Genomic DNA, 25,764 nt, shown 5'->3' with positions numbered 1-25,764 from the left:
AGCGCCATGACTATCCGCCGCTGCCTTCGCCCGGCCATCATCCCATGCACCTGCCTGATCGCGGCCGTCGCCGCGGCCGGGGCCATGCTTCCCCGGCCCGGGCCGGCCGGCGCGCCGTCTCTTTTAAAGGTCGAAGCCGAGGGCGCCGGTTACCGGATAGCGATCGCCGGCACGCCCTGGGCGGACCTCTCCATCCCGACGCTGGCCGGACGGGTGCCGGACCGCATCGTCGTCGGGAACCTCGACGGCGAGACCGTCCGCGTCTCGGCGAGCTGGGCCGTCGCTCTGGAGACGCCCCAGGATGAGCTCTCGATAGCCTTCCGCTGGCGCCTCAAGCCGGACTTCTGGTGGGCGCCTCATCTGGCGCCGGAGCCGGGCTTTGTCGTCGCCCAACACGTCTTCCGTTCGCCGGCGCTGATCACCGCCCTGGGCGGGACATCGTTGGCCATCGTCCCCGACCTCGATCTTGTCGGACGGACGGACGGGAACCCCTGGTTCCTGGACTACGACGCACCCGCGGGGGAAGCGCGTCTGGGCATGACCTTGACCGACATCCCGATTCATGTCTTGTACAAAAAGAGGCCGGGCCAGAAATTCGGTCCGGGCACCGTCGAGATCGCCTTTTTCGTGCTGGCTTCGCTTGGGATCTCGCCGACGGCCGATCCCTGGCGTCGCGCGGCTGATTTCCTGTGGACGCGGTGGGGCCGGCCTCTTCTCGAATCCGGGGAACCGATCCGGGCTCCGCTGGATCGCTATGTGGAGCGGACTTACGCCTGGGCTTTCGGATCATGGGGCCCGGCCGTATGGCAGGAATTCGAGCTTGGCGGCCGCAAGGTCGGAGCGCCCCAGTTCATCGTCAACGTCTCGCAGTCGCCGAATTCCTCCGAGCCTTGGTACCAGCGCGAATTTCTCTCCATCTGGAACCAGGCTTGGTTCTCGTCGCTTCGGAGCGCCTCGGGCCTCTACCGATTCGGGCGCCGAACCGGGAACGGCGAGTATCTGCGGAAAGCCCGCCTGGCTAAGGAGCTGGCGCTCGCCGCACCCCAGACGGACGGCTTGTTCCCTTCGGTGATCCGCACCGACAACATCGAAGTCGAGGCGGGCGGAAAGAAAGTCCTCCGCCCCCAGGGCTGGGATAAGGCCTATTGGACCAATTCCGACCGCCGGCCGGCCGAGCACGGCATCACGGCGGACTGGATCCACATCCTCGATGCCAGCTGGACGGCCTCCCAGATGCTACGCTGGTACAAGGAGCTCGAGCCTGACCCGCGGCTGTTAGAGTACGCCCAGACCTATGCCCAGGCCCTGCTGAAGCTCCAAGACGCGGACGGGTTCTTCCCCGGCTGGGTCGATCCGCGGACCAAGACCGCCGGGCAGGTCATGAACCGGACCCCGGAGACAAGCCAGAGCGCCTCCTTCCTCCTCGAACTGGCCGCGATCACGGGCCAAAAAAAGTACCGGGCCGCCGGCCTCAAAGCCCTGGACGCCGTCATCCGCGAGATCGTCCCGGCCGGACGCTGGGAGGACTTCGAGACCTATTGGTCCTGCTGCTCCTGGGGGCGGGACACCCAGCTTGGCCGCAAGATCGAGCGCAACGCCCTCTACAAACAAAACACTCTTTCCATGTACTGGACCGCCGAGGCCCTGTTGGCCGCCTATCGCGCGACCGGCCGGGACGAGTATCTGGCCTGGGGGCGAAGGACGCTGGACGAGCTGTCCATGGCCCAGCAGGTCTGGCAGCCGCCCTTCATCCATGTCCCGGCCCTGGGCGGCTTCGGAGTCATGAACGCTGACGGCGAATGGAACGACTCGCGCGAAACGCTGTTCGCGGAGCTGTTCCTGGACTACTACCGCGCGGTCGGGGAGCCGGCCTACTTCGAGCGCGGCATCGCCGCCCTGCGGGCCGGATTCATCATGATGTACGCGCCGGAAAATCCCGAGGTCAAGGCGATGTGGGAGAAAGTCTATCCCTGGTTCGGACCGGCCGACTACGGCTTCACCATGGAGAACTACGGCCACGGCGGCAAGACCAGCCCGGCCGGTGAAGGCATGGGTGTCTTCACCATTTACGACTGGGGGAACGGCGCGGCCGCCGAAGCCGCCAACCGGATCATCGATCACTACGGCCAGGTCTATGTGGACCGGGCCCGGAAGATGGCCTTCGGGATCGACGCGGTTGAAGTCCGGCCGGAAAAGAAAGGCGGCTGGACGCTGGTCGACACGACCGGAGCCGGGCGGCGGGTCCGGGTCGTCTTCGACAAGGGCGCGCCGCGCGAAGTCGATCTCGCGATCCCGGCTTTCGTGAAATAGCTAGCTCTAGAAGCCCATGTGCTCAGTGCGGCGGATGATCTCGTTCTGCAGGTCGACCGAGCAGTCCAGGAAGTAGTCGCTGTAGCCCGCGACGCGGACGATCAGGTCGCGGAACTTCTCGGGATGCTTCTGGGCCTCGCGCAGGGTCTCGGCGGTGACCACGTTGAACTGGATGTGGTGCCCGTCCATCTTGAAATAGGTCCGGACGAGGTGACCGACGTTTCGGAGGCCCTCCTCGTCGGCTAAAAGCTGGGGCGTGAACTTCATATTGAGCAGCGTGCCGCCGGTGCGGACATGGTCGATCTTGGCCGCCGACTTGAGGACCGCGGTGGGACCCTTGTGGTCCGAGCCCTGGACCGGCGAGATGCCTTCGCTCAAAGTCTCGCCCGCCTTGCGGCCGTCGGGAGTGGCGCCGGTGACCTTGCCGAAATAGACGTGGACGGTCGTCGGTAAAAGATTGACCCGATATTTCCCGCCGCGCACGGTGGGCCGGCCGTCGATGGCCGAGAAATAGGCTTCGAAGACGGCCTTGGCGATGTTGTCCGCCGCGTCGTCGTCGTTGCCGAACTTGGGCGACTTGAGGAGCAGAGTCTGCCGCAGGTCCTCCCGGCCGGCGAAGTTCGCCGCCAGCGCCTCGCCGAGCTTCTTCATGGACAGCGTCTTGCGCTCGAAAACGTGAGTTTTGACCGCGGCCAGGATGTCGGTGATCGAGCCCAGCCCGACGCCCTGGATGTAATTGCTGTTGTAGCGGGCTCCGCCGGCGTGGTAGTCCCGGCCATTGGCGACACAGTCGTCAATCAGGATCGACAGGAACGGAGCGGGCAGGACCATGGCAAAAAGCCGTTCGATGATTGCGTTGCCCGCGATCTTGACGTCGATGAAATGGCGAAGCTGAATCTCGAAAGCGGCGAACAGCTCCTCATAGGTCTTGAACTTGGCCGGGTCGCCGGTCTTGGGGCCGAGCTGTTGCTTGGTCCTCGGGTCGTACCCATCGTTAAGGGTCAGCTCGAAGACCTTGGGGATGTTGAAGTACCCGGTTAACGTGTAGTTTTCCTTGCCGAAGGCCCCGGCCTCAACACAGCCGCTGGCCCCGCCGTCACGGGCGTCGGGGAAGGACTTGCCCTGACGGACCAGCTCCTTGACGATGGCGTCGGTGTTGAAGATCGAGGGTTGGCCGAAGCCGGTCTTGACGATCTTGAGGGCCCGCCAGAGGAAGCTGTCGGGGCCTTTGGCCGAGATTTGGACCATGGAGCTGGGCTGGAGGATGCGCATTTCTTCGATGACGTCGAGGAGAAGGTAGGACAGATCGTTGACCGCATCCGACCCGTCGGCCTTTAAGCCGCCGACGTTGATCAGGGCGAAATCGGTGTAAGTGCCGCTCTCCTCGGCCGTGACGCCGACCTTGGGCGGGGCGGGCTGGTTGTTGAATTTGACCCAGAAGCACTGCAGCAGCTCGGCCGCCGACTCGCGGCTCAACGAGCCGTCGTCGAGCCCCTGCTTGTAGAAGGGCCAGAGGTGCTGGTCGAGGCGGCCGGGGTTGAAGGAATCCCAGGTGTTGTATTCGGTGATGACGCCGAGGTGGACGAACCAGTACGCCTGCAGGGCCTCATGGAAATTTCGCGGGGCGTGGGCGGGGACCCAGTCGCAGACCTCGGCGATCTTGAGGAATTCCTTCTTGCGCTCGGGGCTCTTCTCCTTGGCCGCCAGATCGCGGGCTTTGTCGGCGTGGCGGCGGGCGAACAGGATGACGGCCTCGGCCGCGATCCGCATGGCTTTGAGCTCCCCGCGTTTGTCCAGGGCCTCGGGATCGTTCAGGAAATCCAGCCGGCCGATCGCGGCCTCGATGTCGGCGATGAAGTCGAGCATGCCCTTGCGGTAGATCTTGTCGTCGAGGACGGTATGCCCGGGGGCCCGCTGCTCCATGAACTCGGTGAACACGCCGGCGCCGTAGGCCGCCTTCCACTCGGCCGGCAGCTCCTCCATCATCCGGTCCCGGATGGAGCGGCCGCGCCAGAAGGGAATGATCTCCTTCTCGTAAAGGGCGATGGTCCGGGCGTCGCATTTGAACGAAGTCATCGGCCGCGAGTCGAGGATGCGGAGGTCCTGGACGCTGTGGCAGGTGACTTCGGGATAGGTCGGAGTGGCCTTGGGGGCATGGCCCCGCTCACCGACGATGAGCTCGCCGGGGTTGAAGACGATCGTCTTGTGGGCCAGGATGTGTTTGAAGGCCAGGGCGTGCTGGACGGCCGGCGAGACGCGGCCGGCCTCCGGGCTCTTGGTGAACTCCGTGATCAGCTTGGCCCGCTCGCCGGAAATCGACGGAACGGCCCTCAGGCTCTGGTCGCGGAGCTTTTTAACGCGGGCGGTCATCATGATCAGCCTCCGATGGTGACGGTGAAACCGGCGTCGGCGAAGGCCCGCCGGACGGCCCCCATCCGCTCGTCGGACGGCGGGGCGAAAAGGCGGAAGCAGTTTTCCTGCCCCAAGCTGCGGTATTTTTCCTGGCCGCCCTTGTGGTAGGCCAGAAGATCGATGCGGCGCACGGCCGGGAGGGGCCGGAGAAATTCGATCGCGGCCCGGATGTTGGCGTCGTCGTCGTTGGCCCCGGCGGCCAAGGGGATTCGGACATGGACGGGCTTGCCCAGCCCGGCCAGGTTGCATAGATTTTCCAGGATCAACCGGTTGGAAGCGCCGGTAAACTCCCGGTGACGGGCGTCGTCCATAAGCTTGAGGTCATAAAGGATGAGATCCGCTTCGGCGCCCACGCGATCGAGGACGGGCCAGGGCGCCTGCCCCGAGGTGTCGAGAGCGGTATGGAAGCCGCGCACCCGCAGGGCTGCGAGGAGGGCGGCCGCGAATTCCGGTTGAAGAAGCGGCTCACCGCCGGATACGGTGGCTCCCCCGCCGGACTGTTCATAGAACAACCGATCGCGTTCGACCTCGGCCACGAGAGCGTCGACGGACGACTCGCGGCCGACGATCGCCAGCGCCTCGTAGGCGCAGGCTTCGACGCACTTGCCGCAGAGGTCGCACTTGGATCGATCGACGGCCGCCGCACCGCCGTTCGTCCCCTTGGCGATCGCCCGACGGGGACAGGCGGCGATGCAGGCGTGGCAGCGGGTGCAGCGGGTCGAGCGGGCAAGAATTTCGCGGCCGCGGGCGATGCTTTCGGGATTGTGGCACCACAGACAATGGAGCGGGCATCCTTTGAGGAAGACGGTCGTCCGGATGCCGGGGCCGTCATGCAGGGCAAAGCGCTTAACGTCAAAGACCAGGCCCTTGGGCGATTCAGGCCGGTCCATGGTTCGCATTATTGGCATCGATTCGTAGTGAATTGAATAAGTTACAGGGTCAAAGGGCACCCCGATTCGTAATATATCAGATATCAGATGAGCTGGCAACACTCGATAAGAAGCCTTGGATTACTGGAGATCGTGATCCCATACGAGATCTGTCTCGATTGATCCGTGGACGCGGTAAAGAGCGATCGATTTTCTTCCGCTTATAGAGATCAATTCTTGATCGTGAAATACTTCTTGATGATGCCGAAAAAGGACTCCTCGGAGGCACCGGTTCCGGGCGGTGAGTAGATCTTGTTGGCCAGCGAATAAGTGAAGATGCCGGTCAACCCCAGTTCCTTCTCCAAGTCAAAGAGGACGGGAGTCCCGTTCGGGAAGAACGCCTTGCAATCATCGGACTTGATCCTGTTCAGCGTCAGGACATAGTGCGGCGCCGACTGCGGCGACGCGCTGGGCATCTTAACCATCTCGACTTTAAACGAGTCCTTGCCGGTGCATCCCCCGGTCGCGACGCGGACCATCAATTGCCGCGGCCCCAAGAGAGCTTCCAACAGGATCTCTTCCCCGATATGCCGCTGGTCTTGGGGAACAGCGGCAAGAAGGCTCGAGCCGATCAGCATGGCGCCCAGAAAGCCGAACAAGGCGACAAAGCCCGTCCCGACTTTTCCAAATCGTCCGGATGAGATTATTGAGCGGCTTTTCATCTTCTTGGCCTCCCTTGGCGGCTGAATGGTAGCTTCGATTGTGGTTTTAGAATATTCCCCCGGGGCTGAAAACACAAGACTCGACGCACGCCCCGCCGGTCGGGTAAAGTAAAGAAAGGACCATGAAAAGACGGAAGCCTCTTTCCTCCCTTCTCATCAAGCCGGCCGGCCCCGATTGCAACATGGCCTGCGGCTACTGCTTCTACCGGGAGAAGGACGCCCTTTTTCCCGCGGCGGCGCTCCACCGCATGAGTGACGAGGTGTTGGAGGAGACGATCCGCCAGATGCTCGCCCAGACGGTGCCGTCGGTTTCCTTCGGTTGGCAGGGCGGAGAACCCACGCTGATGGGCCTGCCGTTCTTCGAGCGGGCACTCCGCCTGCAGATGAAACACGGCCGGGGCCAATCCGTCGGCAACGGGCTCCAAACCAACGGCCTCCTGCTTGACCGCCGCTGGGCTGATTTCCTGCGCGACTATCAGTTCCTGGTCGGGCTTTCGCTGGACGGGCCGGAGCACATCCATGATCAGGCCCGCCGGCGTGTGGGCGGCCAACCGACCTGGGCCGAAGTCGTCGACCGGACCAAGATGCTATTGGACTCGGGCGTCCAGACCAACGCCTTGAGCGTCGTCAACGCCCACTCGGCCCGTTTCCCCGAAGAAATCTACGACTTCCACAAGGGCCTCGGCCTTGTCCACATGCAGTTCATTCCCTGCATCGAGACCGATCCGGCGGACCCGGGGCGGGCGGCCGATTTTTCGGTCTCGGGAGAGGCCTACGGCGACTTCCTCATCCGGATCTTCGATCTCTGGCGGGGCGACTTCCGGAATGAGGAGCCGACCACGTTCATCCGCACGTTCGATTCGCTCTTCTTTCTATATGTCGACCGCGAGCCCCCCGACTGCGTCCTCCTCCCCGAATGCGGGACCTACCTAGTCGTGGAGCATGACGGCGGAGTCTATGCCTGCGACTTCTTTGTCGAAGAGCGCTGGAAGCTGGGCAGCGTCCTCGAGGGCAAGCTCGTCCACATGCTGAACTCGGCCCGCCAAAAGAGCTTCGGCGCGGCCAAGGCGGCCCTACCCGCCCCCTGCGCGGCCTGCGCATGGAAGAGCCTCTGCCGGGGCGGCTGCCCCAAGGACCGCCTCCGCGATCCGCGCGATCGAGGCCTAAGCCATTTCTGCGCCGGCTATAAAAAGTTCTTCGCCCACGCCGACCCGGTTTTCAAAGGCCTGGCCGCCGAGTGGCGGGAAAAACAGAGGGATTAAGTCCGACGGCCTTGGGATCAGGACCGAATATACCCCTTGCAACCGGCTGCATTCGAGCCTATATTTTCGCCCAGAGAGCCATGCTGAAAATCTCGACCAATCGCGGCCGCTTGACCGCACTGGAGCGGAGCCCCTCATGAGCTACCATGCCCGCTTCCACGAAAAGGCGACCGGCCACGCCGAGGAGCGTCCGCTCCTCCCGATCATCGACGCCCATCTCCACTTCGTCGACTTCATCCAGGAATCCGACGGCCTGAAGAGCCTGCTCCAGGCCATGGACGCCGGCAACATCGCCAAGGCCGTCCTGTTCGGCCTGCCGGTGAAGAAGAAATGGGAGTCCTACGAGTCCCGGCCGCCTCACTATTACTTGGACGACAATTCCCGCTGCTACTATTACCATCGCACCGACGAGATTCTAGCCTCGGCCCTACAAGGCTTGTCGACGGCCGAGCAAGCCCGCTTCGCCCCGCTCATCTGCGGCTTCAACCCGACCGACCGCTACGCCGTCCGCGACGTCGAGCGGATGCTCAAGGCCTACCCCTTCTGGCGCGGCGTGGGCGAGATTCTCTGCCGCCACGACGACCTGACCAACCTGACCAACGAGGAAGTGGCCCGGGCCAACCACCCGGCCTTGTTCGACATCTACGCGCTCTGCGGCGAGCGGAAGCTGCCCGTCCTCCTGCACCAAAACAGCACCTCGGTCAGCATCCACGACGACTACGAGCACCTGCACGAGGTCGAGGAGATCCTGGCCAAGTTCCCCAAAACCACCTTCGTTTGGGCCCACTGCGGCATTTCGCGCCGGGTCTCGCACAAGCAGTACCATCGCATGGTGGAGGCGCTGATCGAGGAGCGCCCCAATCTCTTCGGCGACATCTCCTGGGTCGTCTACGACGACGTGATCTGCACGGACGGGGAGCCCAAAAAGCACTGGCTGGATTTTTTGCTCCGCCACCCGGACCGCTTCTTCATCGGCTCCGACCTGTGCGGGCACTTCGACCACCTGGGCAAGACCCTGTCCCGCTACAACGGGCTGTTCCGCCGGCTCGGCTCGGAGGCGGCCCGGCGGATCGCCTCGGAGAACGCCGAGCGGATGTGGTTCGGAAACCGAGAGGACTCCGGACCGGCCCAGGCTTGACTCCGACCCCCGTTTCGTCCATAACATCGTCTCAAAGGAGCCGCCGATGAGAGAGCATTTCGAGATCCTCATCCTTCTGGGGCGCCCGGCCTCGGGCAAGTCGGAAGTCATCGATTACCTGAAGAAAACCCCGGCCCCGGAGCGCCTGGCGCGCTTTCACGTCGGAAGCCTCGACGAGATCGACGACTTCCCCATGCTCTGGACCTGGTTTGAAGAAGACGCCATCCTGGAAAAGATCTTGCACCAGCCGCGCGTTCATTCCGACTCCGACGGCTATTTCCTCCATCCGTATCAGTGGGACCTGCTCATCGAGCGCATCTCCCTCGAATACCAGAAGAAGCGGCGGGACAAGGACCAGGCCGAGACGAAGACGACCCTGATCGAGTTCAGCCGGGGCACCGAACACGGCGGATACGAATCGGCCTTCCGCCACCTCTCGCCGGCCATCCTCGACCAGGCCGGCATCCTCTACATCGACGTCCCCTACGAGGAATCCCTGCGCAAGAACCGCCGCCGCTTCAACCCCGACCGCCCCGATTCGATCCTGGAGCACGGCCTGCCGGACGCCAAATTGGAGCGCCTGTACAAGGACGTGGATTGGGACCGCTTCAAGGGGACGGATCCCGGATTCATCCATCTTCCCGGCGGCCGGATCCCGTATGCGGTGTTCGACAACATGCCCGAAAAGACCGACCAACCGGAGGTGCTGGGCGCCCACCTGGAGGAGGTGCTGACCATGCTGTGGACCCGCCGGCAGGAGGTGAGATCATGAGCCTGCTTTCGCGCAACCCGCTCGGCCATTCGCGCGCCTTCCGGCGCCGGCGCTTCCTGAACTGGTTCCCGCTGGGCCTGACCTACGCGACCATGTACATGGGCCGCTACAACTTCAACGTCGTCAAAAACGACATCGGGGCCCTGTACCACCTGGACAAGGCCCAGATGGGCTTGATCGCCACCTTCGGCTTCTGGACCTACGGCTTGAGCGTCATGATCAACGGCCCGCTGGCCGACCGCTTCGGCGGGCGCCGGGCGATCCTGATCGGGGCGCTGGGAGCCGGGACGCTCAACCTGGCCGTCGGCCTGATGTTCTTTAACGGCTGGACCGGCCACGTCCTCTGGAACATGAGCTGGCTGTGGAGCCTGAACATGTACTTCCAGAGCTTCGGCGCGCTGTCCGTGGTCAAGGTCAACAGCACCTGGTTCCACGTCCGCGAGCGGGGCATCTTCGGCGGCATCTTCGGCATCATGATCTCGTCCGGCTACTTCCTGGCCACCACCATCGGCTCGGTCCTGTTGGCGACTTTCGCCAACTGGAACGTCATCTGGTTCGTGCCGGCCGCAGCCATGGGCACGATGTTCCTGGTCGATCTCCTGATCGTCCGCAACCGCCCCAGCCACGCCGGGCAGGCCGATTTCGACACCGGCGACGGCTCCAACGCCCACCAGGCCGAGGACAAGCCGCTGGCTTTAAAAGCGCTGTTCGCCAAGGTCTTCCGCAACCCGATCGTCGTTTTCCTGATCGCGGCCGAGTTCTGCACCGGCTTCGTGCGCCAGGGGGTGATGCTCTACTTCACGGAGTATCTGGCCGAAGTCTATCACCTGCCGAAGACGAATGTGCTCTTCTGGTGGACGGGTGTGGCCTTCATGTTGGGCGGGATCTTCGGCGGGCTTCTGTGCGGCTGGATGAGCGACACGCTGTTCCAGTCCCGGCGGCCGCCCGTGGCCTTCGTGTTTTATCTGGTCCAGGTGGTCATGCTCGCGCTGCTCGGGTTCAGCCTGGGCCGCGGCACCTGGCTCGGCCAGCTCTGGGCGGTCGTCCTGCTGGGCCTGACGGCCATGTTTATCTTCGGCGTCCACGGGATGCTTTCGGGCACCGCCTCCATGGACTTCGGCGGCCGCAAGGCGGCGGCCACCGTGGCCGGGGCGCTGGACGGCGTGCAATATATCGGCAGCGGCCTGACCGGGTTCGGGTTGGGCTGGGTGCTGAAGACGTACGGCTGGGACGGGGTCGCTGCCGCCGGACACGCGCCTTCGCATGCCTGGATCTGGGTGGCCTGCATCATCCCCTTCAGCCTGATCGGAGCCTTCATCATGACCCGCATCTGGAAAGCCAAGCCGTCGGCCGCGGCTCACTGACGGCTGCGTTCCTTGACACGGCCCGGCGAGTCCCCTAGAATCGTCTCCCGATTCTCGGAATCGGAACGCCCCCCATGCTGATCAATGTGAACGGCCGGTCAATCGAGATCTTTTCGGGCGCCAAGGTCGGTGACGTCCTGCGCCGATACTCGCGCGCCGAATGGACGCGGGTCCGGCGGGGCGAGACGAAGGTCTGCGACCGGCACGGCCACGAAGTCGGATTGGACGGCGAGCTGATCGGCGGCGAAGAGCTGATCACGAGCGCCCGCGTCCCGGAGGAGCCCCCGTCATGAAGAGACCCCTTTCGCCCGGATCGATGCTGCGCCTGGCCGGCCTGACCCTGCTGGCGGCGTTTATTCTCTCGTCCTGCGCCGGCCTGCCGCCCGCGACAACCGGGTCGACCGCCCCGTCCGGCCCGGCTTCGACGGCGGCGACGACCGAGACCCATATCGTCATTTTCCACTCCAACGACGTTCACGGCCGGATCGACGCCTTCGCCAAGGTCAAGGTCATCCTCGACGCCGAGAAGAAAACCGGCGCCGACGTCTTCTACGTCTCGGCCGGAGACAATTTTACGGGCGACCCGGTCATCGACCGCTTCGACCCGCCCGGCGAGCCGATGCTGGATCTGCTCGGCCGGATGGGGCTCGCGGTCGTGTGCCCCGGCAACCACGAGTTCGATTACGGGCTGGCGACCGTTCGCAAGTTCGCGTCCCGCTTCCCGATGGTCTCGGCCAACATCGAGGCGCCGGTAGGCGTCTTCCCGGAGCTCCGCCCGTGGACGGTGCTGAAGACCCGGAACGGGACCGGGCTCGTCGTCTTCGGCCTGATCCAGATCGAGCCCGGCAACGGCCTGCCCTCGACCCACCCCGACAGGGTCAAGGGGCTGCGCTTCCGCGAGCCGCTGGCCAAGGCCCTGGAGATGAAGAGCCTGCGCGCCAAGGGCCAAGTCCTGATCGCCCTGACCCATATCGGCCATGATCAGGACCTCCTGCTGGCCCGGCAGATGCCGGAACTCGACCTGATCATCGGCGGCCATTCCCACACCCGCGTCGATCCGGCGGTGACCGTCAACGGCGTGCTGATCGCCCAAGCCGGCAGCGGCAACCTCTTCCTGGGCCGGATCGATCTGTGGCTCCGGGACGGACGGGTGGTCGAGAAGCAAGGCCGCTTGATCGACCTGGGCCAAGTGAAGGACGAGGACGCCTCGATCAAGGCCCTGGTCACCGAATACCGCCGCAACCCGGCCATGGCCCGCGTCTTGGCCGAAGCGCCGTTCGAGATCAGCGGCATGAACGCCCTGGGCAGCCTGATGACCGACGCCATCCGCCGGACCCACGGCCTGGATATCGCTTTCCAGAACAACGGCGGCATCCGGGTCGGCCGGCTGCCGAAGGTCATCACCCTACGCGACGCGTACACCCTGGACCCGTTCGGCAACCAGGTCGTCGAGATCGCCATGACCCCGGCCGAGATCAGGAGCCTGATCAAGGCCGCCTTCGAAAAGCGGGGCGACATCGACCTTCAGGTGTCGGGGATCACTTACGTCGTCCGCACGGACGCGACCCCGCGGGTCCGGGAGATCCTGTTGCGCCTTCCGGACGGGACTCCCCTGCCCGAAGACCGGACCTACAAGGTCGGCCTCTCCAGCTACATCGCCAGCTCGACCAGCTTCACCCACCAAGACCCCGGCCGATCCCTGCAAACCACCACGGTCGACGACCTGATCAGCTTCCTGGAGAAGGGCGCGGACCTGGGGCTTTACCGGGATATCATCCGGGCCATCTGGGAGAAGGCGCCGGCGCCTTCCGGAAACTGACCGGGGCGGGAGATCAAAATGGCTCAGCTTTATTTCCGCTACTCGACCATGAATGCGGGCAAGTCCACCGAAATCCTCAAAATCGCCCACAACTACGAGGAGCAGAACAAGCGCGTCCTGCTCTTCACTCCGGCCATCGACGATCGCTTCGGCCGAGGCCAGATCACCTCGCGGATGGGCCTCCAACGCGACGCCCAGATCATCGATGACGGCACCGACATCCTGCGCCTGGCCCGGGAAGTGGGGCCCGATTGTGTGCTGGTCGACGAGGGCCAGTTTCTGAGCCGCGAACAGGTCGTCTCTCTGACCCGGATCGTCGATCAATTGAACATCCCGGTCATCGTCTACGGCCTGAAGAACGATTACCGCAACCATTTTTTCAGCGGCAGCGAAGCGCTCCTCCTGCTGGCCGACAAGATCGAGGAGGTCAAGGCCGTCTGCTGGTACTGCTCCAAGAAGGCGACCATGCTGCTCAAGTTCAAGGACGGCCTTCCGGTCGGCGACGGTCCGCAGATCGAGATCGGCGGCAACGACAAGTACATCTCGGTCTGCCGCAAATGCTACGGGCAGAAGCTCGAGATCAAGTAGGCCGGCCGGGTCCCGCCTTTGACTATCCGCCGGCCCTGTGCTATTTGTCAGGGCGGATGGCCACTCTCCGCATCAACCGCATCGCCCTGATCGTCCTGGACTCCGTCGGCATCGGCGCGCTCCCCGACGCTGCGGACTACGGCGATGCGGGGGCCAACACCCTGGTCCACGTAGCTGAGCGCCGGGGCGGCTTGCGTCTTCCCCATCTCGCCAGTCTCGGCTTGGGGAACATCCTCTCCCTCCCGGGCGTCTCCCCTGCGCCTGCCCCGCTGGCGTCCTGGGGGCGCATGGCCGAGCGGGCCCGCGGCAAGGACACCCTGGCCGGCCACTGGGAGATGATGGGCCTGCCGCTGGACAAGCCGTTCGCCCTGTTCCCCGGCGGGTTTCCGTCCGATCTGCTGGCCGAGTTCAAGCGCCGGACCGGGGCCGCCGGCCTGTTGGGCAACAAGGCCGCTTCGGGCACGGAGATCATCGCCGAGCTGGGGGCGGAGCATGTGCACAGCGGCTTCCCCATCGTCTACACTTCGGCCGACAGCGTTTTTCAGATCGCCGCCCACGAGGACGTTATCCCCCTGCCGGATCTCTACGAGATGTGCCGGCAAACCCGGGATCTCTGCGACGACTGGATGATCGGCCGGGTCATCGCCCGGCCCTTCGTCGGCGCTCCCGGATCGTTCCGCCGCACGGCCAATCGCCGCGACTTCTCCATGTGTCCCCCCGGGGAGACGGCGCTGGACGTCCTGCGGAGAGACGGATGGCCCGTGACGGGGGTCGGCAAGATCGAGAATATCTTCGCCGGGAAGGGCATCGGCCGCTCCCGCCCCAGCCACGACAACGCCGAGGGTATGAGTCTGGTGCGGGAGGAATGGGCGGCCGGCGGGAGGGGGCTCCTCTTCGCCAACCTGGTCGACTTCGACATGCTCTACGGCCACCGCAACGACGCCGAGGGGTACGGAGCGGCCTTGGAGGCCTTCGACCTTGAGCTGGGCGCCTTCCTGCCCCGGCTCGGCCCCGGCGATATGCTGGTCGTCACCGCAGACCACGGCTGCGATCCTGTCTTTCCCGGGACCGACCACACGCGGGAATATGTCCCGCTCCTGGCCTACGCCCCCGGCCTAACGGGGCGGGCCCTCGGCGACCGAAGCTCGTTCGCCGACGTCGGCGCTTCCATCCTGGACGCGTTCGGGTTGAAGCATGAATTTCCCGGACGGAGCTTCCTGGCCGACATGCGCTCCGCCGGACCCGAGGAGGCCCCGTGAATCACTATGAACAGATGATGGAAGCGGCCGACTTCATCAGGACGGCTTGCCCGCTGCCGCCCCGGGTGGGAGTGATCCTGGGTTCGGGACTGGGGGAATTCGCCGATTCGGTTGCCGAGCCGAGTGGGGTCGCCTACTCCGCCATTCCCCATTTCAAAACCGCCGGCGTCGCCGGCCACGCTGGCCGCCTGGTGCTGGGTCGGGTCGGCTCGGTTTCCGTTGCCGTCTTGCAGGGGCGCATCCACTACTATGAGGGACACGAGATCGACGAGGTGGTCTTTCCGGTGCGGGTTCTGGCCGCGCTGGGGGTCCGCAGCCTGCTGCTGACCAACGCCGCCGGGGGCATCAACCGCGACTTCCGGCCCGGAGACTTGATGGTCATCCGCGATCACATCAACCTGACGGGCGTCAACCCGCTGCGCGGGAGGAACGACGATCGCCTGGGGCCGCGCTTCCCCGACATGAGCACCCTCTACGATCCGGCCTTCCAGGAGATCATCGTCGCCGCCCTGCTCGAAATGGGGCACCCGGCCCGCCGCGGCATCTATGCGGGCCTGGCCGGACCCTCCTACGAGACACCGGCCGAGATCCGCATGCTGGCCGCCCTGGGCGCCGACGCCGTGGGCATGTCCACCGTGGCCGAGGCCATCGCCGCCCGCCATATGGGGCTTCGCGTGGCCGGAATTTCCTGCATCACTAACCTGGCCGCCGGCGTTTCGGCCCAGCCGCTCCGCCACTCCGAAGTGACCGAAACCGCCGAGCGCGTCAAGGGCGACTTCATCCGCCTGCTGAACCGAGTCGTGCCCCAGCTCGCCTAAAAACAGGTTCATCTCCCTCTCCGGGAAACATCAGCGGTTCGGGGTGTCGGCCAACGGCGAAACCGCGCGGGTTCCGGCTTTTTACGCCTCTCCGCGAGGGCACCCAACGGGCGCCGAGGGCTGTTTGAGCACGCAACCATCTAACGGAATCGAAACGGAGAGGGTGGTCGCTAAGACCGGGAGATCTCGAATGCGGAGTTCCGAGGCGCCGAGCGGATTGGCGTAAAAAGGAGTGGTGAACCCGCGCCGCCGGGACGACACCTCGAACCGCGTTTCCCGAATCGGGATAAGAACCAAAAAAAATCCCCCGGCCGCGGGGCCGGGGGATTGTTGGTCTCAAGTCCCCGTCAGGGGACGCTCGATCATCCTCAGTTGAACTTGTAGCGGATGCCCAACTGGACCTGCCAGCGGGATCCGAGCTGGCTCAGAGCGTAGCGGCTGGTGCGATTCGTCCAGCCGATCTTCATCTTGCCGGTGGCGGCGTCGATGCCGTAGCTCGTCCAGGGGATGTCGTTCTGGCTGCTGACGTAGTAGTACAAACCCTTGTTGCGGTCGATCAGGTTGATCAGGTTGATGATGTCGACCGTGAGCTGAAGCTGGTTGTCCTTGAGGGCGGGGATCGGGAGATCCTGGGACAGGCGAGCGTCCAGGCTGTGGAGCCAAGGCTCGCGGCTCGAGTTGCGCGGCACGATCTTGCCGCGATAGTCGTTCAGGCCGGGGTCGCCCTTGATGAACGCGTCGAACGTCGCCCAGTTGCCTTCCTGATCGGCCAGGGCCACGCCGCTGCTGTTGGTGAAGATGACTTCGGACAGGCTGGCAGGCACATAGACCAGGTCGTTGCCCGTGGCGCCGTCGCCGTTAGCGTCAAAGTAGTTGTAGGTGGTCGAGTACGGCCGGCCGGAGCGGGCGCCGTAGAACATGCTGAGGCTCGTCGGGGCCTTGGCGAAGAGCTTGATCTGCCAGGAGAAGGCGGCGCCGAAGCGATGGCGCACGTCGTAGTTGGACCAGGTCAGCTCGGGCTGGTTGACGTTGTAGCGGATCGGGTTGTAGACGAAGTTGGACGCGGCCTGGGAGGACGTGCCGGAGTTGACGTCCTTGGCCTGGCCGTAGGTGTAATAGGCGCTCAACCAGGACTTGTCGCTGAAGTTCTTCTGGAGCTGCAGCGAGACGTTGTACTGGTAGCCCTGAGTGCTGTTGGTCAGGTAAATGACGTCGGTGAAGCTGGTCGAGACGTCGCGTTTGTACATGGTGCGGCCGCCCATTCCGGTTTCCCCGGTGGCGCGCAGGTTGAGATTCTGGTAGAGGATCTCACTCAGGTTGCGGGAGTAGACGAACTCCAGGGTCCCGATGATACCGAAGGGCAGTTCGTGGTCGACGGCCAGGTTGGCCCGCATGACCTGGGGATACTTGAAGTCCTTATCGATCAGGTCGATCTCGCTGGTCGTCCCGACGCCCGCGGCGGGCTGGTTCAGGGGGTCCGCTACGAAGGCAAAGGCCGGGTTCTTGATGTCGAGGCGGGTGAACTCCATGCCGGTGTTGGCGAACTGGTTGGAGATCCAGACATAGGGAGTGCGGCCGGAGAAGATGCCGACGCCGCCGCGAACCTGGGTGGACTTGTCGTTGAACATATCCCAGTTGAAGCCGAGGCGGGGCGAGAACATCAGGTTGCCCGTGGCCGCCTGGTCCGTCCGGATGCCGAAGACGGTGTTGACCAGCGGGTTGGCGGCGGGCGTGCTGTTGATGATCGGCACGTCCAAGCGCACGCCGAGGGTCAGGGCCAGGTTAGGCCGAATGGACCACTTGTCGCCGACGTAGCCGCCGAGTTGGGCCACGCTGAACCCGGCCGCCCATTGCTCGGAGGGGTTGGCGGTGTAGAAGTCATGGTAATACCGCGAGGCGATCCCGTTCTCGAAGTTGTTCAGGCTCGAGAACTCCCAATACCCGTAAAGGTTGCGGATATAGAGGTTGCTGAACTTGAAAAACTCGTTGTGGGTGCCGATGGTCAACATGTGGTTGCCCAGCGACCAGGTCAGGTTGTCGGTGATCTCGAGGATGTTCTGGTTCAGAGCGTTGGCGCCCGAGTACTGCTCGGAGCCGGCGGTCAGGCGGTAGCCGCCGTTGACCAGGACGTTGACCTGGGGGAAGAGGTCGGAGCCGATCTCACGCGCGTCGCGAATCGTGGTGTAGTTGACGATCAGCTCGTTGAACAGGTCGCGGCTGAGCGTGCTGTGCAACTGGAGAACCGTCGAGTTGGTCTTGCTTCGGCTGGTGTAGTAGTCGTCGCCGAAGGGGAAAACCGAGCTCGAGGCCTTGGAGGGGTTGAAGACCTGCAAGCCGTTGATGTAGTTGTGGCGCAGGGTCAGCCGGTTCTTGCTGTTGATGTTATAGTCGAGGCGGAAGAAGAGCTTGTCGTTGTCGTTGTTGACCTTGCGGTAGCCGGCCCCGAATCCGCCGGGATCGTAGCCGTACTTGCTCTTCAGGATGTCGACGAAGCGCTGGGCGTCGGCGACGGTGATGTTGGCCCCGCCGAAGTCGTTGGAGGTGCCGCTGTCGTCGATGACGTAGGTCGTAGGGACGTTGCGGCGTCCCATCTCGGCGCTGAGGAAGAAGAACAGCTTGTCCTTGATGATCGGGCCGCCCAGGCGGAGGCCGTACTGCTTTTCGGAGAAGGTGCCGTACTTGGTGTTGTCCGGGCCTTTGCCGACGTAATTCTCGTTGCGGCCGAAGTAATAGGCCGAACCGCTGAACCTGTTGGTGCCGGAGCGGGTGATGGCGTTCAGGCCGGCTCCGGTGAACCCGCCGTAGCGCACGTCATAGGGCGCCAGGACGATCTCGAACTCCTGCACGGCGTCGAGCGAGATCGGGGCGGACAGGCCGGGCGTGCCGCTGCTGCTCAGGCCGAACAGGTCGTTGTTGACGGCGCCGTCGATCTGGATCGAGTTGTACTTATTGCTGCGGCCGGCGGCCGAGACGGCGCCGCTGCCGCGGGGGTCGATCTGGGGGGAGATGCGGGCGAAGTCGTCGAAGCTGCGGCCGATCGAGGGCATGGTCTCGATGACGGTCGTGCTGATGTTCTGCTCGGCGCCCGTGCGCGACTGGCTGATCACCGGGTTGGGGGCGGTGACCGAGACGTCGACGTTGAGCTTCTCCTGAGCCAGGGTGAACTTCAAGCTGCGGCTTTCGCTCAGCTTCAGGATGATGTCCGTCTGCGACTGGGCCGTGAATCCCGGCATGGTCGCGGTGACGGTGTAGGGGCCGCCGACGCGGGCCCCGAGGATGTCGAACCGGCCGTCGAGGCGGGTGGTCGTTTCGAAGGGGGTTCCGGACGGAGTGTGGACGGCCTTAACGGTCGCGCCCGGCAGGGGCTTGCCGTCGGAGTCCAGCACCGTGCCGGTAAGAGCGGCGCTGGTCACGCCCTGGGCCAGGATCAGCCCGGGCAGAAGCAAACAACTAAGGACGATCGCAACAAGAAATTTTTTCATTAAATAATGTCCTCCCATGGCAATAGAGTAGCCTGGATGATATTACAGGCAGGGCTGAAAATCAACTCGGAAGCGAAAATTTCAGGCACATAAATATCCATATATTTACTGGATAATAATATATTCCTAATAACTTTTTTTTATTCTCGCTTTTTGCCTCGCCGCTCCGCATATGCTATTCTGTCGGCATGAAGCGCAAGCCGCTGATCATCGGGGTGGCGGGCGGCACGGCCTCGGGCAAGACGACCATCGCCAATGCCATCATGGAGTCCATCAATCATCCCCAGATGGTCATGATCCAGCACGACGCCTACTACCGCGACGTCAGCCACCTGCCGCTGGCCGAGCGGGCCAAGATCAATTTCGACCACCCCGACGCCTTGGAGACCGACCTGATGGTCCGGCATATCCAGGAGCTCATCGCCGGCCGGGCCATCGAGATGCCGGTCTACGATTTTTCCACCCACACGCGCCTGGCCAAGGGCCTGGTCAAGAAGCCGGCCAAGGTCATCATCATCGAGGGCATCCTGATCTTCTGCGAGCAGGCTTTGCTCGAGCTGATGGACGTCCGGATTTTCGTCGATACGGACAGCGACCTGCGCTTCATCCGCCGGCTGAAGCGCGACCTTCAGGAGCGCCAGCGCAGCCTGGAGTCGGTGATCGGCCAATACCTGGGCACGGTCCGCCCCATGCACATCGCCTTCGTCGAACCGAGCCGCAAGTATGCGGACATCATCATTCCCGAAGGCCACAACCCGGTCTCCACGGCCATGATGGTGACCATGATCCGTCAGCGCCTGCGCGGAGGCAACCGCGAAGAACCCTAAGCCCCGACCGGAGAAGCCCCATGACTGAAAAGCAGTACATCAAAGCCCAGGACCTGCTGGACGATTCCTTCCGGCTCGGCCTCAAAGTCCTGGACAGCGGCTTTCGGCCCGACTTTATCGTCGGCATCTGGCGGGGCGGAACGCCGGTGGGCATCGCCGTGCAGGAGCTGTTCGAGCACTACGGCCTAGCCACCGACCATATCGCCATCCGCACCTCCTCTTACGAGGGCATCGAGCAGCGGGGCAAGACGATCCGGGTTCACGGCCTGAACTACATCGTCGAAAAAGCCGACGCCGCGCACGGCTTGCTGATCGTGGACGACGTCTACGACACCGGCTTGAGCATTCAGGCCGTCATCGACTCCCTGAACCGCCTATCGCGGCGCAACACGCCCCACGACATCCGGGTGGCCACGGTCTTCTACAAGCCCGGCAACAACCGTACCGGGCGGCCGCCCGAGTACTTCGTCCATTCGACCGAGAACTGGCTCGTCTTCCCCCACGAATTGACGGGCCTCACCCCCGAAGAGATCGCCCGCCACAAGCCCGAGATCAACCGCGTCATCCAGGAACGCCGAACCAAATGACCATCAGCCGCGCCTTCATCGAAGCCATTCCCAAGACCGACCTCCATCTGCATCTGGACGGCTCGCTCCGCCTTCCGACCCTGATCGAGCTGGCCCGGGAGCAGGGCGTCAAGCTCCCGGCCTATGACGAGAGGGGCCTGCGCCGTCTGGTTTTCAAGAATAAATACTCCAGCCTGAACGAGTATTTGGAGGGGTTCGCCTATACCACGGCCGTGCTGCAGACGGGGCCGGCCCTGGAGCGGGTGGGCTACGAGCTGGCCCAGGACAACCAAGCCGAAGGGGTCCGCTACATCGAGGTCCGCTTCGCGCCCCAGCTTCACCAAAATCCCCAGATGACCTGCATCGAGGCCATGGCCGCCCTCAACCGGGGCCTGCTGCGGGCCAAGGACGAGTTCAACGCCCGGGCCGAAGTCAGGAGCGGCGCCGAGCCGCCCTTCGAGTACGGCATCATCGCCTGCGCCATGCGCATGTTCGACTACGGATTCTCGCACTACTTCGACACCCTGCTCAACGTCCACGCCCATTCCGACCGCAAGAGCGTGTTCGCCCTGGCCTCGCAGGAGCTGGTCCGGGCGGCAGTGGAGGCCAAGACCAAGTTCAAGCTGCCCATCGTCGGCTTCGATCTGGCCGGGGCCGAGGCCGGCTTCCCGGCCGAGGACCACGCCAAGGCCTACGCCCTGGCCCACAAGAACTTCCTGAAGAAGACGGTGCACGCCGGCGAGGCCTACGGGCCGGAGAGCATCTTCCAGGCCATCACCGACCTGCACGCCGACCGCCTCGGCCACGCCGTCTACCTGTTCGACGCCGGGATGATCAAGAGCCGCGAGATCAAGGACAAGAAGGCCTATGTCGCCAATCTGGTCGAGTACATCGCCGATCGGCGCATCACCATCGAAGTCTGCCTGACCTCGAACCTGCAGACCAACCCCGCCATCCGCAGCCTGGCCCAGCACTCGTTCCGGCTCATGCGCAAGGCCAAGCTGTCGGCCACCTTCTGCACCGACAACCGGACCGTATCGCAGACCACGGTCAGCGACGAAATCGAGAAGGCGGTGCGGGCCTTCGGCATCACCCCGCACGAGCTCAAGAACTTCATCATCTACGGGTTCAAGCGCAGCTTCTTCCCCGGGACCTACATCAAGAAAAGGGAATATACGCACCAGATCATCGAGTATTACGAGAAAATCGAAAAGCGCTTCGCGCGGGCGGCCCGCTCGCGCGCCGCAGCCGGCCGCAAGCGCTGACCGCCCGGTTCCCTCAACGGCCATGCCGTCGTCGGGGAAGGGCCCCCGGATTTCCCCCCTCGGGGATCAGACCGATTCCGTCTTCAGGGACGATTCCGACGGCTTGGCGCTGCCCATCTGCCGGCCGTCGTGTTGATGACGGAACAGGATGGCGAACAGAACCGCCACGGTCAGCGAGTACAGGGCGAAGGTGATCCAGATCCCCTTCCAGTTGAACTGGACCGCGAGCGGATCGCCGCTGAGCCTGAAATATTTGTCTATGACGATGCCGCTGATCCGGCCGCCTAAAAAAGCGCCCAGGCCGTTCGTCATCATCATGAACAGACCCTGGGCGCTGGCCCGGATCCTCGGTGCGCTTTGCGTCTCCACGAAGAGCGAGCCCGTGATGTTGAAAAAGTCGAAGGCCATGCCGTAGATGATGCAGGACAAGATGATCATCCAGAGCCGCTGGGCCGGGTCGCCGTAGGCGAACAGGCCGAATCGCAGGACCCAGGCGAACATGCTGAACAGCATCACTCTCTTGATCCCGAACTTCCGGAGAAAGAACGGGATGGCCAGAATGAAGAGAGTCTCGGAGATCTGCGAGATCGACATGATGATGGCCGGAAACTTGACGGCCACCGTATTCTTGAACAGATCGATTTTGGCGAAGTCGTGCAAAAAGGTGTCGCCGTAGGCGTTGGTCAATTGCAGGGCCGCGCCCAGCAGCATGGAGAAGAGGAAGAACAGCGCCATTTTGGTGTTTTTAAATAATCGAAACGCATCCAGCCCCAGCGATTGAGCCAGGGTCTGTTGGTCGCCTTTCCCCAGGGGGTGGCACTTCGGCAGGGTGAAGGCATACACGCCCAGGGCCAACGACGCGGCCGACGCCACATAGAATTGGGCCGGAGATTTTTCCAAGCCCGCCAGGCTGACGATCCACAGGGCGACGATGAATCCGATGGTGCCGAAGACTCGAATCGGCGGATAGGCCTTGATCACGTCCAGGCCCTCCGCCTTCATGGAGGAATAGGCGACCGTGATTGCCAGGGCGATGGTGGGCATGTAGAAGATCATGCTCGCCAGCATCACCCAGAAGAGGGTCGTCGGATTGTCGACCAGCGGCACGCAGAAGAGGATGGCCGCGCCGACGAGGTGAAAGACGCCATAGAGCTTTTCCGCCCGGACCCACTTGTCGGCGATGACGCCGGCGATCGCGGGCATGAACAGCGAGGCGATGCCCATGGTCGAGAAGATGGCGCCGAACTCCGTGCCGGACCAGTGCTTGGTCTGGAACCAATAGGCCCCGATCGTCAGAAGCCAGGTGCCCCAGATGAAGAACTGCAGAAAATTCATGATCACTAGTCTTGTTTTCAGTTTCATGGCGTTTTTCATTCTAACAGATTCAGGCCCCCGGAAAAATCCGTCTCAGACGATGTCGCCGGTGTATTTCCCCAGCCATCGGATCCGCAGCTCACGGTAGATCCTGACCAACCGCTCCATCCGCGAGTCGGTCAGGCCCGTCAGGTCCTGCGCGGCGGCGGCCGCCGGGTCCGCCGGACAAGAGATCGACCTTGAATAGTCAGGGGAAGGCGAGGCCGAGCTTCGCGGCGGCCTTTTTAAGCGGGATGTCCAGCGTCCAAACGGGGATGCCGTCAAGAAGGGCGGCGGCCAGCAGATGGACATCGATGAGACCGAGGCCGATGCCCATAAGCCGGCGGCCTTCGATCAAGCGCATGACTTCGTCCTGGCCGGCGGTCCTTGTCCGGGGCAAATCAAGCAGGCAGCCGAGCGTATCCGTACGAGAGGGAAGGTTCCCGCAGGCAAGCTCGCCGATGATGAAGGGATGACAAACGACGTCCCCGTTTTCCAGGAGGGCGGCCAGCCGCTGATTCCCGAGGCGGAAATGATCGACCCAGACGGATGTGTCGACAAGGACCATCGGTCACCAATTGCTTCTGCGTCGGGGGATCGGCTCGAGGTTCTTGGCCGTCCCTCCGAGCCTGGCCAGTCTTTTGGCGCTCTCCCGGGCGATAAGGTATTCCAAGCCTGTCCTGACCAGGGCCGTCTTCTCTTTAATGCCGGTCAATTCCGAAGCCTTGGCAAGAATCGTGTCGTCGATATTGATTGTCGTCCTCATATGCATAGATATGCCTTTATTATGCATATCTGTCAAGTCCCTTCACCATCGATCTTCATCACTATTAAGGACGTATGGCAGCCGGAGAGATTCTCAGTCCGCCGCCTTTTGCCCGAGTCGTTGGCTTAAGGGAAGGGCAAGACAGCCGGGAAGCTCCCGGATGGCCTCAATAACGAAGGCTGGGGCATGTCCGTCCGGAACGGGCATCCGGCCGGGATTGAGCCAGCAGAAATCCATGCCGGCGTTGCGGGCGGCGGCCATGTCCGAGGTCACGCTGTCGCCGACGAAGAGGACGTCGGCCGCGGCGAGGCCGGTCGTCTCGAGCGCGGGCGCGAAGATCCGCGGGTCGGGCTTGGCGATCCCGACTTCCTCGGAGATGACCACGGCCTTGAAAAACCGGGTGATGGGCGAGGCGGCGAAGCGCCGGCGCTGGACCGAGGCGATGCCGTTGGTGATGAGGGCCAGGGGGTACCTGCGGGCTAAGGATCGCACCGTCGCCAAAGCCCCGGGGAAAAGGGGCGGCTGGCCGGACAAGGCTTCCAGGTAGTAGACGCTGATCCTCTCCAAGGGCAGATCCGCCAGGTCGAGCTCCGCGGCCACGCGGCGGAAGCGCTCGACGCGCAGACGAACCTGATCAGTCTCGCCGCGCTCGAAGGCCCGCCAGACGTCGAGGTTGTGGCGGCGGTAGGCTTCGAGAAAAATGCCGAGCTCGACGCGGATATGGAATTCGCGAAGGCAAGCCTTGAGGGCGGCCCGCTCGGCCCGCGGGTAGTCGAAGAGGGTGTCGTCCGCGTCGAAAAATATGCCCTTGTATTTCGTGCCCATCGTCATCCGTTGTTCCAAGGATGGACGCCGTCTTTATCCACCATGTGCAGAATCATCTTCGTCGCGGCCGCGGGCCCGGGACCGATCCGGATCGCCTCGCCCAAGCGCTCCAGGACTTCCGCCGTGCACTCCGGGCGATCGCTGTGGACGGTGACCAGGCCTTGATCCCGCTCGACCCGGTCGCCAACGCGGGCCCGAAAGACGAAGCCGCTGCCGTAGCCGACCGCATCCTCTTTTCTCCGGCGGCCGGCCCCCGTCTCGATGGCGGCCATGCCGACGAGGAACGAATCGATGGCCTCGATAACGCCCGCGGCCGGGGCCTTGTATTCCGACTGCTGCAGGGCGGCGGGTAAGAGCGAATAATCTTCGCAGACCCTGGGATCGCCTCCCTGGGCGGCGATGAAGCGCCGGAAGACTTCCAGGGCCCGGCCCGAGGCGATGGCCTCCCTGAATAGGTCGCAAGCCTGGGCATAGCTCGTCGCCCGCCCCGCCGCCCGGAGCATGCCGTAGCCGAGGGCGGTGGAGACCTGCATGACGTCTTCGGGGCCCCGGCCTTTCAAGGCCTCGATGGATTCGACGATCTCCAGGCCGTTGCCCACGGCCCAGCCGAGAGGCTGGTCCATGCTGGTGATGAAGCCCAGGGTGGGGCGGCCGGCCTTTTCGCCGATCGAGACCATGGCCCGGCACAGGCGCAGCGCGTCCTGCTCGTCTTTCATGAAAGCGCCGCTGCCGGTCTTCACGTCCAGGACGATGCCGTCGGTCCCCAGGGCCAGCTTCTTGCTCATGATCGACGAGGCGATGAGCGGAATGCTGCCGACGGTGGCCGTGGCGTCGCGCAGGGCATAGATTTTTTTGTCGGCGGGCACGATGGCGTCGGTCTGACCGCAGATAGCCATCCCGCATTCGGCCAGCACACCGCGAAATCGCTCGGGGGTCAGGAAGACGTTCAGTCCCGGGATGGCCTCCAGCTTGTCCAGGGTGCCGCCGGTGTGGCCCAGGCCACGGCCGGACAGCATCGGCACCCGCACCCCGCAGGCGGCGACCAGAGGGGCGACGACGAAGCTGATCTTGTCGCCGACGCCGCCGGTGCTGTGCTTGTCGATCGACTTGCCGGGCACTCCGTCCAAGGAGATGCACTCCCCGGAAGCGAGCATCGTGTCGGTCAGGTCGGCCAGCTCCCTCTCATTCAAGCCGCGCAAGTAGACGGCCATCAGCCAGGCCGCGACCTGGTAGTCCGGGATCTCGCCCCTGGCATAGCCGGAAACCACAAAATCGATTTCGTCCCTGTCTAGCTCCAAGCCATCGCGCTTCTTGGAGATGATCTCGTACATACCGCTTGTCGCCATA

Annotated in this window: 22 protein-coding genes; 13 read left to right on the top strand and 9 right to left on the bottom strand. The window is 63.8% G+C overall.

Annotated features, from left to right (window positions below; translation table 11 throughout):
* The first annotated feature begins 6 nt into the window (after positions 1–6).
* Positions 7–2,310 (top strand): hypothetical protein, encoded by a 2,304-nt coding sequence (locus tag NTZ26_01630; protein ID MCX6559191.1) that lies wholly within the window; start codon positions 7–9, stop codon positions 2,308–2,310.
* Between the two features lie 6 nt (positions 2,311–2,316).
* Here the strand turns inward: NTZ26_01630 and NTZ26_01625 are convergent, their stop codons facing one another.
* The 3 genes from NTZ26_01625 to NTZ26_01615 all read right to left on the bottom strand — a co-directional run bounded on the left by NTZ26_01625 (position 2,317) and on the right by NTZ26_01615 (position 6,313).
* Positions 2,317–4,680: a glycyl radical protein gene (locus NTZ26_01625; protein MCX6559190.1), complete on the bottom strand. Its 2,364-nt coding sequence runs from the start codon at positions 4,678–4,680 to the stop codon at positions 2,317–2,319.
* 5 nt (positions 4,681–4,685) lie between these two features.
* Positions 4,686–5,612 carry a glycyl-radical enzyme activating protein gene (locus tag NTZ26_01620; protein ID MCX6559189.1) on the bottom strand — a complete coding sequence of 309 codons (927 nt, stop codon included), beginning with the start codon at positions 5,610–5,612 and terminating at the stop codon, positions 4,686–4,688.
* Between the two features lie 209 nt (positions 5,613–5,821).
* Entirely contained in the window at positions 5,822–6,313 is a 492-nt protein-coding gene (locus NTZ26_01615; GenBank protein ID MCX6559188.1) for a hypothetical protein, read from the bottom strand.
* Between the two features lie 122 nt (positions 6,314–6,435).
* Between NTZ26_01615 and NTZ26_01610 the strand changes: the two genes are divergently transcribed.
* The 9 genes from NTZ26_01610 (at position 6,436) to NTZ26_01570 (ending at position 15,333) form a co-directional block, all read left to right on the top strand.
* The gene (locus NTZ26_01610; GenBank protein ID MCX6559187.1) at positions 6,436–7,575 is read left to right on the top strand and encodes an anaerobic sulfatase maturase; all 1,140 of its coding nucleotides are present in this window, start codon (positions 6,436–6,438) and stop codon (positions 7,573–7,575) included.
* A gap of 136 nt (positions 7,576–7,711) precedes the next feature.
* On the top strand, positions 7,712–8,713 hold the full coding sequence (locus NTZ26_01605; protein ID MCX6559186.1) for an amidohydrolase family protein: 1,002 nt from the start codon (positions 7,712–7,714) through the stop codon (positions 8,711–8,713).
* Positions 8,714–8,759: 46 nt separating this feature from the next.
* Positions 8,760–9,485 carry a hypothetical protein gene (locus NTZ26_01600; GenBank protein ID MCX6559185.1) on the top strand — a complete coding sequence of 242 codons (726 nt, stop codon included), beginning with the start codon at positions 8,760–8,762 and terminating at the stop codon, positions 9,483–9,485.
* A complete protein-coding gene (locus NTZ26_01595; GenBank protein MCX6559184.1) occupies positions 9,482–10,849 on the top strand; it encodes an MFS transporter in 1,368 nt (455 codons plus the stop codon). Before NTZ26_01600 ends, NTZ26_01595 begins: the two co-directional genes overlap by 4 nt.
* 74 nt (positions 10,850–10,923) lie before the next feature.
* Positions 10,924–11,142, top strand: coding sequence for a hypothetical protein (locus tag NTZ26_01590; GenBank protein ID MCX6559183.1), 219 nt, complete (start codon positions 10,924–10,926; stop codon positions 11,140–11,142).
* Positions 11,139–12,668: a 5'-nucleotidase C-terminal domain-containing protein gene (locus NTZ26_01585; protein MCX6559182.1), complete on the top strand. Its 1,530-nt coding sequence runs from the start codon at positions 11,139–11,141 to the stop codon at positions 12,666–12,668. The genes NTZ26_01590 and NTZ26_01585 overlap by 4 nt, the downstream gene beginning before the upstream one ends.
* 18 nt (positions 12,669–12,686) lie before the next feature.
* Positions 12,687–13,256, top strand: a complete 570-nt coding sequence (locus NTZ26_01580; GenBank protein ID MCX6559181.1) for a thymidine kinase — start codon at positions 12,687–12,689, stop codon at positions 13,254–13,256.
* Between the two features lie 56 nt (positions 13,257–13,312).
* Positions 13,313–14,515 (top strand): phosphopentomutase, encoded by a 1,203-nt coding sequence (locus NTZ26_01575; protein MCX6559180.1) that lies wholly within the window; start codon positions 13,313–13,315, stop codon positions 14,513–14,515.
* A 14-nt stretch (positions 14,516–14,529) separates the two neighbouring features.
* Positions 14,530–15,333 carry a purine-nucleoside phosphorylase gene (locus tag NTZ26_01570; protein MCX6559179.1) on the top strand — a complete coding sequence of 268 codons (804 nt, stop codon included), beginning with the start codon at positions 14,530–14,532 and terminating at the stop codon, positions 15,331–15,333.
* Between the two features lie 368 nt (positions 15,334–15,701).
* Here the strand turns inward: NTZ26_01570 and NTZ26_01565 are convergent, their stop codons facing one another.
* Complete coding sequence (locus NTZ26_01565; protein ID MCX6559178.1) at positions 15,702–18,815, bottom strand: carboxypeptidase regulatory-like domain-containing protein; 3,114 nt, start codon at positions 18,813–18,815, stop codon at positions 15,702–15,704.
* Between the two features lie 188 nt (positions 18,816–19,003).
* On the opposite strand from NTZ26_01565, the gene udk reads away from it, so the two are divergent.
* From udk to NTZ26_01550, 3 genes are read left to right on the top strand one after another with little or no spacing between them, the layout of a single operon-like run.
* Positions 19,004–19,642, top strand: a complete 639-nt coding sequence (gene udk, locus NTZ26_01560; protein MCX6559177.1) for a uridine kinase — start codon at positions 19,004–19,006, stop codon at positions 19,640–19,642.
* Between the two features lie 20 nt (positions 19,643–19,662).
* Entirely contained in the window at positions 19,663–20,229 is a 567-nt protein-coding gene (locus tag NTZ26_01555; protein MCX6559176.1) for a phosphoribosyltransferase family protein, read from the top strand.
* The gene (locus NTZ26_01550) at positions 20,226–21,473 is read left to right on the top strand and encodes an adenosine deaminase family protein (GenBank protein MCX6559175.1); all 1,248 of its coding nucleotides are present in this window, start codon (positions 20,226–20,228) and stop codon (positions 21,471–21,473) included. Before NTZ26_01555 ends, NTZ26_01550 begins: the two co-directional genes overlap by 4 nt.
* Positions 21,474–21,539: 66 nt before the next feature.
* Here the strand turns inward: NTZ26_01550 and NTZ26_01545 are convergent, their stop codons facing one another.
* The 5 genes from NTZ26_01545 to NTZ26_01525 form a co-directional block, all read right to left on the bottom strand.
* Positions 21,540–22,835, bottom strand: coding sequence for a nucleoside permease (locus NTZ26_01545; GenBank protein ID MCX6559174.1), 1,296 nt, complete (start codon positions 22,833–22,835; stop codon positions 21,540–21,542).
* 199 nt (positions 22,836–23,034) lie between these two features.
* Complete coding sequence (locus NTZ26_01540) at positions 23,035–23,394, bottom strand: type II toxin-antitoxin system VapC family toxin (GenBank protein MCX6559173.1); 360 nt, start codon at positions 23,392–23,394, stop codon at positions 23,035–23,037.
* A gap of 3 nt (positions 23,395–23,397) precedes the next feature.
* Complete coding sequence (locus NTZ26_01535; GenBank protein MCX6559172.1) at positions 23,398–23,592, bottom strand: type II toxin-antitoxin system VapB family antitoxin; 195 nt, start codon at positions 23,590–23,592, stop codon at positions 23,398–23,400.
* Positions 23,593–23,685: 93 nt separating this feature from the next.
* Positions 23,686–24,423, bottom strand: coding sequence for a YjjG family noncanonical pyrimidine nucleotidase (locus tag NTZ26_01530; protein ID MCX6559171.1), 738 nt, complete (start codon positions 24,421–24,423; stop codon positions 23,686–23,688).
* The gene (locus NTZ26_01525; GenBank protein ID MCX6559170.1) at positions 24,420–25,763 is read right to left on the bottom strand and encodes a thymidine phosphorylase; all 1,344 of its coding nucleotides are present in this window, start codon (positions 25,761–25,763) and stop codon (positions 24,420–24,422) included. Before NTZ26_01525 ends, NTZ26_01530 begins: the two co-directional genes overlap by 4 nt.
* Between the last annotated feature and the right edge of the window lies 1 nt (position 25,764).

It is taken from the genome of Candidatus Aminicenantes bacterium (genome assembly GCA_026393855.1).
GTDB lineage: Bacteria > Acidobacteriota > Aminicenantia > Aminicenantales > UBA4085 > UBA4085.
The sequence above is the reverse complement of the archived record's forward strand: the minus strand, read 5'-3'. Positions and strand labels throughout refer to the sequence as shown.